General features: G+C 66.3%; 11 protein-coding genes. 5 read left to right on the top strand and 6 right to left on the bottom strand.

The genetic code is table 11. From position 1 onward, the window contains the following. Positions 1 to 8: 8 nt before the first annotated feature. The 4 genes from LC092_RS13135 to LC092_RS13120 form a co-directional block, all read right to left on the bottom strand. Positions 9 to 1298, bottom strand: coding sequence for an NAD(P)/FAD-dependent oxidoreductase (locus LC092_RS13135; protein WP_224806998.1), 1290 nt, complete (start codon positions 1296 to 1298; stop codon positions 9 to 11). A gap of 14 nt (positions 1299 to 1312) precedes the next feature. Then, entirely contained in the window at positions 1313 to 2710 is a 1398-nt protein-coding gene (locus LC092_RS13130) for an aspartate aminotransferase family protein (protein ID WP_224806997.1), read from the bottom strand. A gap of 122 nt (positions 2711 to 2832) precedes the next feature. After that, positions 2833 to 4230, bottom strand: coding sequence for a glutamine synthetase family protein (locus tag LC092_RS13125; protein WP_224806996.1), 1398 nt, complete (start codon positions 4228 to 4230; stop codon positions 2833 to 2835). A 133-nt stretch (positions 4231 to 4363) separates the two neighbouring features. Further along, positions 4364 to 5071, bottom strand: a complete 708-nt coding sequence (locus tag LC092_RS13120; protein ID WP_224806995.1) for a GntR family transcriptional regulator — start codon at positions 5069 to 5071, stop codon at positions 4364 to 4366. Between the two features lie 114 nt (positions 5072 to 5185). On the opposite strand from LC092_RS13120, the gene LC092_RS13115 reads away from it, so the two are divergent. The 5 genes from LC092_RS13115 (at position 5186) to LC092_RS13095 (ending at position 11168) form a co-directional block, all read left to right on the top strand. Next, positions 5186 to 6577: a glutamine synthetase family protein gene (locus LC092_RS13115; RefSeq protein ID WP_224806994.1), complete on the top strand. Its 1392-nt coding sequence runs from the start codon at positions 5186 to 5188 to the stop codon at positions 6575 to 6577. A 250-nt stretch (positions 6578 to 6827) separates the two neighbouring features. Beyond that, positions 6828 to 7919 carry a polyamine ABC transporter substrate-binding protein gene (locus LC092_RS13110; protein ID WP_224806993.1) on the top strand — a complete coding sequence of 364 codons (1092 nt, stop codon included), beginning with the start codon at positions 6828 to 6830 and terminating at the stop codon, positions 7917 to 7919. Between the two features lie 226 nt (positions 7920 to 8145). Beyond that, entirely contained in the window at positions 8146 to 9294 is a 1149-nt protein-coding gene (locus tag LC092_RS13105; protein ID WP_224806992.1) for an ABC transporter ATP-binding protein, read from the top strand. 49 nt (positions 9295 to 9343) lie between these two features. Beyond that, positions 9344 to 10315, top strand: a complete 972-nt coding sequence (locus tag LC092_RS13100; RefSeq protein ID WP_224806991.1) for an ABC transporter permease subunit — start codon at positions 9344 to 9346, stop codon at positions 10313 to 10315. Positions 10316 to 10346: 31 nt separating this feature from the next. Then, positions 10347 to 11168: an ABC transporter permease gene (locus LC092_RS13095; RefSeq protein ID WP_224806990.1), complete on the top strand. Its 822-nt coding sequence runs from the start codon at positions 10347 to 10349 to the stop codon at positions 11166 to 11168. A gap of 22 nt (positions 11169 to 11190) precedes the next feature. On the opposite strand, the gene LC092_RS13090 is transcribed toward LC092_RS13095, so the two are convergent. Both LC092_RS13090 and LC092_RS13085 read right to left on the bottom strand, forming a co-directional pair. After that, positions 11191 to 11424 carry a DUF6460 domain-containing protein gene (locus LC092_RS13090; RefSeq protein WP_224806989.1) on the bottom strand — a complete coding sequence of 78 codons (234 nt, stop codon included), beginning with the start codon at positions 11422 to 11424 and terminating at the stop codon, positions 11191 to 11193. Between the two features lie 95 nt (positions 11425 to 11519). Continuing rightward, positions 11520 to 13268 carry a hypothetical protein gene (locus LC092_RS13085; protein WP_224806988.1) on the bottom strand — a complete coding sequence of 583 codons (1749 nt, stop codon included), beginning with the start codon at positions 13266 to 13268 and terminating at the stop codon, positions 11520 to 11522. Positions 13269 to 13347: the final 79 nt, after the last annotated feature.

Genomic DNA, 13347 nt, shown 5'->3' with positions numbered 1-13347 from the left:
CGCGGCCGCTAAAGCCGGTCGCGCAGCGCGAACCAGCTCATCGCCAGCACGAGGATCGGCCAGCGGAAGGCGCGCCCGCCCGGAAAGCGCGGCGTGGGAAGGCTGGAGAACACGTCGAAGCGCTCAGCATCGCCGATCATCGCCTGGGCGGTGACATGACCGCAAAAGCCCGCCATGGCGACACCATGTCCGGAAAAGCCGGCCGCGACATAGACGCCGGGCTGTGTGCGCCGCAGACACGGCATGCGCGTCTGGGTGACGCCCAGCGTGCCGCCCCAGGCATGGGACACCGGCGCGTCGGCAAGCTGCGGATAGACGTTCTTCAGGTGATGGCGCACGAAGGCCCGCACGTCGGGCGGAAAACCGCGCCGGTAGGTCTCGCCGCCGCCGAACAGCAGCCGCCGGTCCTGGGTCAGGCGCCAGTAATAGACGACGAAGCGGCTGTCGGAGACGGCCTCGCGGCCCGGAATCAGCGCATCGGCCTGCGCCTGCGACAGAGGCTCGGTGGTGAGGATGTAGTTGTTGATCGGCATGATCCGGGCGTCGCTGTCGCGATCCAGCCCCGACACATAGCCATTGCCGGCGAGAACCACGGAGCCCGCATCGACCGAACCATGGGTGGTTTCCACGAACACCCGCCCGCCGCGCGGGGTGACGCGGGTAACCGTCGTCGCCTCATGCACCACACCGCCGGCGGTCTCCACCGCATCGGCGAGGCCCTGCGCCAGTTTCAGCGTGTGCAGGTGTCCGGCACCCGCGTCCCGCACCCCGCCGAAATAGGCCGGCGTGCCGATCGCAGCCGTCAGTTCGTCGCGCGACAGGAGGGACAGCTTGTCGTAGCCGTAATCGCGCGCGAGCTTTTCGGCATAGGCGCGCTCGTCGTCGACGAAGCCCTTCTTGTGCGCCGCCTCGATCAGCCCCGGCATCCACTCGCAATCGATGGCATAGCGTTCGGCACGATCGTGCAGCAGCGCCTTGGCCTCCTCCGCCATCTCCCAGAGACGGCGCGCGGTCGGCAGGCCATAGGCGCTTTCCAGATGCTCCTGGTCGCGCCTCTGGCCGCTGTGCAACTGGCCGCCGTTGCGCCCGCTCGCGCCCCAGCCGACCCGGTTCTGCTCCAGAACCACGACCGAGCGCCCGGCCTCCGCCAGCGTCAGCGCCGCATTGAGACCGGTGAAGCCGGCGCCGATGACCGCGACATCGGCATGAACCGGTTCCGCCAAAGCCGGACGCGCGGAGCGTTCCGGCGCGGTTGCGGCATAATAGGAGGGCGCATGGGCCTCGGTGATGTCGGTCATGGCGCGCGGGTCTTTCAGGCGGCGATGCGGCCGTCGCGCTTCAGCGCGGCATAGGTCTGGTCCAGCGTCTTGTGCGCGCGCGCCACCAGTTCGTCCGCCTCCTCGTGGGTCAGGACCAGCGGCGGCGAGATGATCATGCTGTCGCGCACCGCGCGCATGACGAGCCCGTTGTCGAAGGAGAGGTCACGGCACAGGTTGCCGACGGTTCCCACGTTTTCGAACGTGCGGCTGCGGTCGCCCTTGACGGGGACCAGTTCCAGCGCGCCGACCAGACCGACCATGCGCGCCTCGCCGACCAGCGGATGGTCGCCAAGCGCCTTCCAGCGCGCCTGCAGATAGGGACCGATGTCGTCGGCAACCCGCTCCACCAGCTTCTCGCGCTGCATGATTTCCAGATTGGCAAGGGCTGCCGCACAGCAGGCGGGATGGCCGGAGTAGGTGTAACCGTGGTTGAAGTCGCCGTCCTTGTCGACGAAGGCCGCACCAACCCGGTCGGAGACCAGCACGCCGCCGATCGGCAGATAGCCGGACGACAGGCCCTTGGCGATCGGCATCAGGTCCGGCTCGAAGCCGTAATACTGCGAGCCGAACCAGGTGCCGAGACGCCCGAAGCCGCAGATCACCTCGTCGGCGACGAGCAGGATGTCGCGCTCCTTGCAGATGCGCGCCACCTCCGGCCAGTAGGTGTCCGGCGGGATGATGACCCCGCCCGCGCCCTGGATCGGCTCGGCGATGAAGGCGGCGACCTTGTCGGCGCCGGCGGCATCGATCTCGCGCTCCAGCTCGCGCGCGGCCCAGATGCCGAACTCGTCGGGCGACATGTCGCCGCCCTCGCCGAACCAGTAGGGCTGGGCGATGTGGCGTACGCCCGGCACCGGCAGGTCGCCCTGCTCGTGCATGCCCTTCATGCCGCCGAGGCTGGTGCCGGCAAGCGTCGAGCCGTGATAGCCGTTCCAGCGGCCAATGATGATCTTCCTGTCGGGCTTGCCCATGCGGTCCCAATAGGTCCGCACCATGCGAAACACCGTGTCATTGGCTTCCGACCCGGACGAGGTGAAGAACACGCGGTTGAACTGCGGCGGCGACAGCTCGGCGAGCTTTTCCGACAGGGCGATCACCGGCGGATGGCTGGTCTTGAAGAAGGTGTTGTAATAGTCGAGCTCGCGCATCTGCTGGCTCACCGCATCCGCGATCTCGTCGCGCCCGTGGCCGACCTGGCAGCACCACAGGCCCGCCATGCCGTCAAGGTAGCGGTTGCCGTCGCTGTCCGTCAGCCAGACCCCCTTGGCCCCGGTGATGATGCGCGAGCCTTCCGCGTTCAGCGACTTGGTGTCGGTGAAGGGATGGATGTGATGCGCCGCGTCGCGCGCCTGCAGCTCGCGGGTCGGATAGAGGTTGGAGGCCCCGGTCATGGCGTGATGTCTCCCGGTTGTGGCGCGCCTCTCGCGACGGCGCAGCGATGGGTGTCGGTGCGCCTGCCCATGGCGGGACAGGCGCGTGATTAGGGGTTGCGTGGGGAACGCGCCCTGCCCGCTCAGACGTTGAGCAGCAGGTATTCGCGTTCCCACGGGCTGATCACCGACATGAAGGTCTCGAACTCCTCCTGCTTGACCGCCCGGTAGGTGGCGACGAATTTCTCGCCGAACAGTTCCCGCAATTCCTCGCAGTCCCCGAACATGGCGACCGCTTCCAGCAGGCCGCGCGGCAGCGCGTGCATCTTGTCGCTGGAATCGCCGGTGCGCGGCTCGTCCGGCGTCAGCTTCTGCTTGATGCCGAGATAGCCGCAGGCAAGCGAGGCGGCGATTGCCAGATAGGGGTTGGCGTCCGACGACGGCACACGGTTTTCAAGACGGCGCGCCGCAGGACCGGAATTTGGAACGCGCAAGCCCACCGTTCGGTTGTCGTAACCCCAATAGACATTCACCGGCGCAGTGGAATCGCGCGTGAAGCGGCGGTAGGAATTCACATAGGGCGCCATGATGCAGGTCACTGCCGGCAGATAGGTCTGGTGGCCGGCGATGAAGGAGAGAAACTCCCGGCTCGCCTCGCCGTTTTCCAGCGAGAAGATGTTCTTGCCGGTTTCCGCGTCGACCACCGACTGGTGGATGTGCATCGAGGAACCGGGCTGGTTCGACATCGGCTTGGCCATGAAGGTCGCATACATGTCGTGGCGCAGCGCCGACTCGCGAATGGTGCGCTTGAACAGGAACACCTGGTCGGCCAGCTCCAGCGGATGGCCGTGGCGCAGGTTGATCTCCATCTGCGCGGCCCCCTCCTCGTGGATCAGGGTGTCGATCTCCAGCCCCTGCGCCTCCGACAGGTCGTAGATGTCGTCGATCAGATCGTCGAACTCGTTCAGCGCGGAGATCGAATAGGACTGCCGCCCCACTTCCGGACGCCCAGAGCGGCCTGTTGGCGGCTCCAGCGGATAGTCCGGATCGGTGTTCGGCTTGACCAGATAGAACTCCATCTCCGGCGCGACCATCGGCGCCCAGCCCTCGTCCTCATAGAGCTGCAGCACGCGCTTCAGCACGTTGCGCGGCGCGGTTTCCACCGGAATGCCGTCGCGGGTGTAGGCGTCGTGAATGAGCTGCGCCGTCGGATCGTTCTCCCACGGCACGGTGGTCAGCGTCGAGTAATCGGCGCGGAAGAACAGGTCACCGTCCGTCGGATTGTGCTGGAAGCGCTCGTCGTCCGGCGGATAGTCGCCGGAGATCGTCTGCGCGAAGATCGACGAGGGCATGGTCATCACCGGGCCGGAGAAGAACTTCTCCGTCGGCATCATCTTGCCGCGCGCGACGCCGGCGAGATCGGGCACGATGCATTCGATGTCCTCGATGCCCCGCTCGATGAGCCAGGTGCCCGCCTCCTCCAGCGAGGCAACGCCGCGCCGGCTCTCGATCTTGGGCTGAGACTTCTTCTTCTTGCTCACGCTTGCACCTGCTTTCCTCGCACGGGCGGCCGGACATCCCGCGCCGCACGCCCCGGCGGCCGACTGCGCGGCAAGCCAAGGCCCTTCGATTTGTGATCACATTTGCCCGAATGTGTCAATCCGGGGGTCCCGGCTATTCGTCCCGCAGGCCCTCCTCGGAGCTGCGGTCGAGCAGGTCCATGCCGCAGCGGATGTCGGCGGCGATGGCGTCGCGCAGGCCACCCGCATCCCGGCTGCGCACCGCGGCGATCGCCTCCTTGTGGTGATCGTCGAGCGCCGCCGTGCCGACCCGGCCGTAGACCGTGCGCATGAAGGGGGCAAACTGCAACCACAGACTTTCCACAAGCGGCATCAGCACCTGCGACCCGGCAGCGCGGTAGATATGGAAATGAAAGGCAAAATTCTCCCGCATGTAGGTTTCCGCATCGCCGCCGGAGAGGCTTTCGTCGACCCGGTCGTCGATCTTGCGCAGCGCCGTTGCGTCAGCGGATCCCAGATTTGCGGCCGCAACGAAGGCCAATTCCGGCTCCAGCAGAAGGCGGGCCGTGAGGATTTCCGACAGGCGCTGCGGCGTCATCGTCGGCACCTGGATCCGCCCGTTGCTGCGGATTTCCAGCGCGTTTCCGGCCGAAAGCGCCCGCACCGCCTCGCGTACCGGCATGGGGCTGACACCCAGTTCCTGTGCCAGCCCGCGCAAGGTGACCGAATGGCCAGGCACGAAGCGCCCGGACAGCAGGCCGGCGCGCAGGCTTTGCTCCACCTCGTCGCGAACGGATCGGCGCGGCGCCTGCGTCACCACATCGCTCGACGGAGCGGCATGCTGGGAAGGAGAAACGGGCATCGCGGTCACAGACCTCCGGACGGGCTTGCTTGACAGTGTCGTCGCTACGTGATCACATTTTTACCCAATCGGCAATCGTCGCGGCCGCAATGGCCCGACCTCCTGGAGGATTTCATGCTTCACACGTCCCGTTCCGCCTGGGCACGTCCGGACACTGGCGATGCCTGGCAGGAGGAGCTCGCGCGGTTCGAGGCCGAGCACCCCGATCTGGACACGCTGGAGGTGATCCTGCCGGACAGCAACGGCGTGCTGCGCGGCAAATGGCTGCCGGGCAGTGCGCTGCGCAAGGTGTTCGAAAACGGCGTGGCGCTGCCCTTCTCGCTGTTCGGGCTGGATGTCTGGGGCCGCGAGGTCGAGGAAACCGGCATGCACATCGAGACCGGCGACAAGGACGGCGTGTGCTGGCCCGTGCCCGGCACGCTGCGCTCCGTGCCCTGGGCGGCGCGGCCGACGGCACAGGTTCTGTTGTCGATGCACGACCGCGATGGCGAAGCCTTCCTGTGCGACCCGCGCCATGTGCTGGCCCGCATGACGAATCTGCTCGGCAGCCATGGCCTCACCGCAACCGCCGCCTTCGAGTTGGAGTTCTATCTCTTCGAGGATCAGGACGACGGCGACTGGAGCGGCGCGCCGCAGCCGGTGTTTTCGACCCATCTCGGCCCGGCGCGGCAGAACATGTACGCGCTCTCCGATCTGGAAGCCTTCATGCCGCTGGTCGACGAGATCCGCCGTTCGGCCGACGCGCAGGACATTCCTGCCGACGCGGCCGTGTCGGAAGCCGCGCCCGGCCAGTTCGAGCTCAACCTGCACTACCGTCGCGATCCGCTGCGCGCGGCCGACGACGCGGTGCTGCTGCGCCGGCTGGTCGCCGGCGTGGCGCGCAAGCACGACCTCAAGGCCTCCTTCATGGCCAAGCCCTTCGTGGAATGGCCCGGCAACGGCATGCATGTGCACTGCTCGCTGGAGGACGGCAACGGCAATATCTTCGCCGATCCGGACAACGGCGAGACGCGGCTCGGCTATGCCATCAAGGGCCTGCTCGACACCATGCCGGAGGCGCATCTCCTGTTCGTGTCCACCTTCAACGGCTTCCGCCGCATGCAGCCCGGCTCCTATGCGCCGACGTCGATCTGCTGGGGGCACGACAACCGCTCGGTGGCGCTGCGGGTGCCGGCCGGCACGCCGGAATCGGCGCGTATCGAGCACCGGATCGCCGGCGCCGACGCCAATCCGTATCTGGTGCTGACCGGCGTCCTTTCCGGGATGATGGACGGCGTACTCGGCGAGATCGCGCCGCCGCCGCCGGTCGACGGCAACGCCTATGAAAAGACGGCGCCGCGTCTCACGCCCTGGATGGACGAGGCGATCGACGCCTTCGAGGCATCGGAGCGGATGAAGAAGGCGGTGGGCGAGGAGATGCACAAGGTGCTCACCGACATCAAGCGTCACGAGCTCTTCGCATTCGGGCGCGAAATATCGACGCTGGAGCGCCAGACCTATCTTTGAGAGATCGCACGGTCTCGCGGGGAAGAACGCAATGGGGAAGTTGTTGGCGAAACGGTGAAATTGACGGCATGCCTGCCGCCACCCCTTGAGGCGGCGGGCGAAATGCTTCTAGGCTGCCCGTGGCACATGTCCGCCAGCGGGTGGCCGGTCCGCAGAACAAGCCTGCCGCACAGACCGGCGCGCGGACACGAAACAGAGCGGAACGCCCGCGACCGGAAACCGGCGCACGGGCCAAACGGAGGTGAACAGGATGAAGAAGCTCTTCTTGACGGGGGTGGCGCTCGCGAGCGCCCTGGCGATCGGCGCAGCCCAGGCGCAAGAGCGCACCGTGCGTGTGTTCAACTGGTCGGACTATATCGACGACTCCATCCTGGAGGACTTCACCAAGGAAACCGGGATCAAGGTCGTCTACGACGTGTTCGACAGCAACGAGATGCTGGAAACCAAGCTTCTCGCGGGCGGCACCGGCTATGACGTCGTCGTGCCGACGGGCACCTTCCTCGGCCGCCAGATCCAGGCCGGCGTGTTCCAGAAACTCGACAAGTCCAAACTCGAAAACATCGGCAATCTCTGGCCGCAGATCATGCAGCGCATCGAGAAGTTCGATCCGGGCAACGAATACGCCATCAACTACATGTGGGGCACCACCGGCATCGGCTACAACGTCGAGAAGATCAAGGAGCGCATGCCCGACGCGCCGGTCGATAGCTGGGACATGATCTTCGATCCCGAGGTCGTTTCGAAATTCGCAGACTGCGGCGTGCACATGCTCGACACCGCCGACGAGATCTTCCCGGCCGCGCTCAACTATCTCGGCCTCGACCCCGACAGCAACGATCCGGAAGACTTCAAGAAGGCGACGGAACTGCTGATGAAGGTCCGCCCCTATATCCAGAAGTTCCATTCCTCGGAGTACATCAACGCGCTGGCCAATGGCGACATCTGCCTGGCGATCGGCTGGTCGGGCGACATATTGCAGGCCCGCGACCGGGCGGCGGAGGCCGACAATGGCGTGACCGTCAGCTACGTGATCCCCAAGGAAGGGGCGATGATGTGGTTCGACAACATGGCGATCCCCGCCGATGCGCCGCACACCGAGGAGGCGCATGTCTTCCTCGACTACATTATGCGCCCCGAGGTGATCGCCAAGGCGACCAACTACGTCTTCTACGCCAATGGCAACAAGGCGAGCCAGGAGTTCGTCGACACGGAAGTGCTTGAGGATCCCGCGATTTATCCGAGCGAGGAGACGGTGAACAACCTGTTCTCCACCACCACCAAGTCGCCCCGCGCCATGCGGGCCCGCACCCGCGAGTGGACCACGGTCAAGACCGGTCAGTGAGTGTACGCGGGAGGCCCGGTTCGCGGGCCTCCCGACGACATCCGCTGGTGGTTCGATTCCGACATTTGCCTCCCCTTGGGGCACCCTCGCAGCAAATGTCGGGATCAAGAGAACCACCAGATAGATACATGGTTTTCGTGGAGCCGTTGAATTTGACATTTGAGCGGGAGCCTCGCCACCAACGGGGTTCAAATGTCAAATTCGCTCCACTCGGGAGGGGTTGAGCTTGGCCAAGAAACCGATCGGACCGATCCGCCGCGACTTCGCACCCTGGGACGATCCCCAGGCCCGGCCCTATATCGAATTCCGCAACGTCACCAAGAAATTCGGCGACTTCACCGCCGTCGACAACCTCAGCCTGAAGATCCACGAGCGCGAGTTCTTCGCCCTGCTCGGCGGATCGGGCTGCGGCAAGACCACGATGATGCGCATGCTCGCCGGCTTCGAGACGCCGAACGCGGGCGAGATCTTTCTCGACGGGCAGAACCTGGCCGGCGTTCCGCCGCATCGGCGCCCGGTCAACATGATGTTCCAGTCCTATGCGCTGTTCCCGCATATGAGCGTGGAGGCGAATGTCGCCTTCGGCCTCAAGCAGGAGGGCATGCCGAAGGCGGAGATCGCCGGACGGGTCGAGGAAATGCTCTCGCTCGTCAAGCTGCAGGACTTCGCCAAACGCAAGCCGCACCAGCTCTCCGGCGGCCAGCGCCAGCGCGTCGCGCTCGCCCGCTCGCTCGCCAAGAAGCCGAAGGTGCTGCTCCTCGACGAGCCGCTTGGCGCGCTCGACCGCAAGCTGCGCGAGGAAACGCAGTTCGAGCTGACCGACCTGCAGCAGGACCTCGGCATGACCTTCGTGATCGTCACCCACGATCAGGAAGAGGCCATGACCATGGCCGACCGCATCGCGGTGATGGACAAGGGCCGCATCGTCCAGATCGCGACGCCCTCGGAAATCTACGAGGTGCCAAACTCGCGCTTCGTGGCGGATTTCATCGGCGACATCAACCTGATGGAATGCAAGGTGACGGCGCGCGACGGCGAGATGACGAAGCTGCATGCTCCGCTGTTCGACTGCGCCATCGAAGTCGCGCAACCGGTCGAGGCCGGGATCGGCGACACGGTGTGGTTCGCGATCCGCCCGGAAAAGGTGCGCATTTCCTTCGATGAGCCCGAGGGTCCGGCGAACCGGCTGTCCGGCGAGGTCTGGGACATCGGCTATCTCGGCGACGTGTCGATCTACCATACGCATATCGCCGCGGAGGAAACGGTGCGCGCCACCGTCGCCAACCGCTCGCGCACGGTGGAACGCCCGATGAGCTGGGAGGACAAGGTCTGGCTCTCCTGGGACCGCGACGCCGGCGTCGTGCTGACCCAATGACCCGCTCCAGGGCTGCGTCCGGCACATATTCGAACAGGGGGACCGGCAGATGACGCGCGCGGACAAGACGCCAGCCGCAGCCACCACCGCGGGCCGCGACATTCCGCGCCCGCCCCGCCAGAGGCGCAGCGCCGGCGGGTGGCTGCTGATCGCCATTCCCTACGCCTGGCTGGTCGTCTTCTTCCTCGCGCCCTTCTTCATCGTCTTCAAGATTTCGCTGTCGGAAATCGCCGTCGCCATTCCGCCCTATCTGCCGACCATCGACCTGGCTGAGGGGTGGTCGAGTGTGGTCGCCGCCATTCGCCAATTCTCGCTGGAGAATTATCTCTGGCTGACCCAGGACGATCTCTACTGGAAGTCCTATCTGTCCAGCGTGCAAATCGCCGCGATCTCGACGCTGATCACGCTGATCGTCGGCTACCCCATCGCCTACGGCATGGCGCGCGCGCCCAAGGAGTGGCGGGCGACCCTGCTGATGCTGGTGATCCTGCCGTTCTGGACGAGCTTCCTGATCCGCGTCTACGCCTGGATCGGCATTCTCAAGAACGAGGGCCTGCTGAACCAGGTGCTGCTGTGGATCGGCGTGATCGATGATCCGCTGACGATCCTCAACACCAATATCGCCGTCTATATCGGCATCGTCTATTCCTACCTGCCGTTCCTGGTGCTGCCGCTTTATGCCAACCTGGAAAAGCTGGACGTGAGCCTGCTGGAAGCGGCGAGCGACCTCGGCTGCCCGCCCTGGCGCGCCTTCTGGACCATCACCGTGCCGCTTTCCATGCCCGGCATCATCGCGGGGTGTTTTCTGGTGTTCATTCCCGCCGTCGGCGAATTCGTCATTCCCGACCTTCTCGGCGGCTCCGACACGCTGATGATCGGCAAGACCCTGTGGACGGAGTTCTTCACCAACCGAGACTGGCCGGTCTCTTCCGCCGTCGCCGTGATCCTGCTGCTCATTCTGGTGGTGCCGATCGTGCTGTTCCAGAACCAGCAGCAAAGGGTTGCGGAGAAGAGCCAATGACCGGCGAAGCGACACCTGGAGGGCGGAACTGATGCGCAAGGGGCCAAGCTGGTTCAACGTCACCTCGCTGGTGCTCGGATTCGCCTTCCTGTACCTGCCGATCGTCCTGCTGGTGATCTATTCCTTCAACGAATCGCGTCTGGTCACGGTCTGGGGCGGCTTTTCCACCAAGTGGTACGTGGAGTTGTTCTCCAACCAGCAGCTTCTCGACGCGGCCTGGGTGACGGTGCGCGTCGCCTTCTTCTCCGCAACGCTTGCCACCGTGCTCGGAACGCTGGCCGCCATCGTGCTGGCGCGCTCGGGCCGCTTCGCCGGACGGACGCTGTTTTCGGGCATGGTCTATGCGCCGCTCGTCATGCCGGAGGTGATCCTCGGCCTGTCGCTGCTCCTGCTCTTCGTCGCCGTCGACCAGGCCCGCGGCTTCTGGACCATCATGATCGCGCATACCACGTTTGCCATGTGCTACGTCGCGGTGGTGGTCCAGTCGCGGCTTGCCGGCTTCGACCGGGCGCTTGAGGAAGCCGCGCAGGACCTCGGCTGCCCGCCGCTGCGCACCTTCTTCTCGGTGACGCTGCCGATCATCCTGCCGGGCGTGATCGCCGGCTGGATGCTGGCCTTCACCCTGTCGCTCGACGATCTGGTGATCGCAAGCTTCACCACGGGGCCGGAAGCCACGACGCTGCCGATGAAGATCTATTCCCAGGTGCGCCTCGGCGTGACGCCGGAGATCAACGCGGTCTGTACCATTCTGGTCGGGCTGGTGACGGTGATCGTCATCACCGCCTCCATCGTCACCAAGCGCCAGGAAGTGCTGAAGGAGCGTGACATGCGCCTCGCCGAAGCGCAGGCGTGAGGCGCCGTGCGACCCGGCGGGCCTAACCGCGCGGCGGCCGAAACAGGTAGATCACCAGCCAGACCGGCACGACGATCAGCGAGCCCAGAATGACATTCGGCAGCGCCCACTGGTAGGTCCGCACGGCGAAGTCGGCGATGTCCTGCGGGGTGAGACCGGCCTGGGCCAGAAGATCGTTGGCGGACACGTCGAATTCGGCCAGCACCGCGCCCGTCAGGAGCGAGGCCAGCCCGATTTTCAACAGCGTCGACAGCATTCGCAGCAAGAAATCCGCCCCCGGCCCTTGAGCTTCCAGCTCTTTCATACATCAGGCGGAGGTCCGCGCGAAGTCGCGTGTTTCACGCAAGATCGTTACCGCGCGGGCGGCCCCGTCAGACCGGTCATGTCGGGCAGCAGGCGCGGCGCCAGCAGCGTGCCGCGCACCAGAACCGGCATCGCCTTTGCCGGCGATGCATCGGCTTCCGCCGCATCGGCCCGGCGTTCGCTCAAGGCCCCGCGCATCGCAAGGCCGGCATCGGCGCGCGCGATACTGCCGGCGAGATCGAGCCGGTGGCGCGCCGTCAGCACGTCCAACCGGCTCACCTGAAGACGCTCGGCATCGACCTGCAGACGCGCGGCGACCGTCTCGAACCGCGACCTGCTGCCGGCTTCGGCTCCGGCCTCGCCGGCCAGCAGCCCCCCCATCGCCGCATCGAGGTCGCCCCCGCCGACCTCGACGGCCTCCGCGTCGACGGTCAGGGTTCCGGCATAGCCTTGCGCAAGCTGCAGCAGCGTCGCCCCGCGGGCCGTGACGTCCAGCCGACCGCCGACCCGGCCGGCCGCGACCTGCGGTCCGCCCTCGGGAAGGGGCATGTCCGTCAACGCCAGGTCCTCGCCGATCAGCATCGCGGTCGCCGCATAGCCGTTCTCCGCCTCGGGTCGGGCGCGAACGGTCAAGGCTCCGGTTCCCCCGGCCACCTGCGTCTCGCTGAGGTTGACCGACAGGTCGCCGTCGCGCAGCAGGAGCGACACCGCACTCGGACCGGTTTCCAGCGCGCCGGCAACGAGGCTTGCCGCCGACAGGCGCAGGTCGATATCCGCCCCCGACAACAACTGGAACATCGGCGCGCGCACCCAGTCCGGTCCCGGGGTTCCGGCGCGGGAAAAGCCGCGCAGTTCTTCCAGATAGGGCGAAAAATCAAGCCGCTCGAAAGCCAGCGTTCCCTCAAGGCGGGGCCGCAGGTTGCCGTCGGACAGTGCCAGGCGCCCCTCGCCGGCGTTGCCGTCGAGTTCCACCCGCGCCGCGTCAAGCTCGAGCGCGGAGAACGAGGCGGATCCCGTTCCGGAGATCGCCGCAACCCCGAAGGCCGCGTCGCCGATCAGCGCATAGCCCAAACGCCGCATCAGGCCCCGCAGGTCGCTGGTGGACGCCGCGAAGGTTCCAGCAAGACGCGGCGCGCCGCCCTCTCCGACCATCCCCTCGATGCGCAGCGACGCCAGCGGGGCATTGAGCGTCGCGATCACGCTGCCGGTGCCCTCGCCTGCCAGCACCGAGGTGTTGGCCAGCGACAAAGTGGCCTCCACCCGCTGGTCGTCGAACAGAAACGCCCCGCGGACGCTGGCGCCGTCGCCGCTGGCGGCTAGCCTGAGCGTCATGTCGCGCAGGACCGGCTCTTCCGTCTCGCCGATCGCCACGCTGGCATTCGAGACGGTGAGCGGGTGGAGCAGGATGCGCTGCAGCGCTCGACCGGCGGCATAGGCTGCTTGCGGGCGTTCCTCCAACGGCGCGGCGATGCGGATCGTCGGATTGTCGATTGCAAGCGAGGCAAGGCGTGTGGTTCCGCCAAGAAGCGCGGAGAGATCGAGACGGGCCGTCAACCGGGCGTCGGTCAGGCTCCAGCCGCGACCCTGAAGGCTGACGTCGTCGAGCCCGAGACTGAGCCGCGGCAAGACGGAGAGGCGCGGCGGCGCGCCGACCCGCACCCGGGCGCCGAACCAGGCCGAGAGCTGCGTCTCGATGCGCGCGCGCGCGGCGTCGGTGGAGATCAGCAGCGCCGGCGCGCTGATCAGGAGCGCACCCAGCACAACGATCGCAGCGGCTATCGCGAGAAGACGTTTCATGTGCGGATCCGGTTCTTGCGGGCGGGTACAAGCGTCGGGCGCGCTGCAGGTCCCTTGATGCGGGAATAGGCTCTATCGT

It is taken from the genome of Stappia stellulata (assembly GCF_020176715.1).
GTDB lineage: Bacteria > Pseudomonadota > Alphaproteobacteria > Rhizobiales > Stappiaceae > Stappia.
Note: the sequence above shows the minus strand (reverse complement) of the source record. Positions and strands in the feature narration are given on the sequence as shown.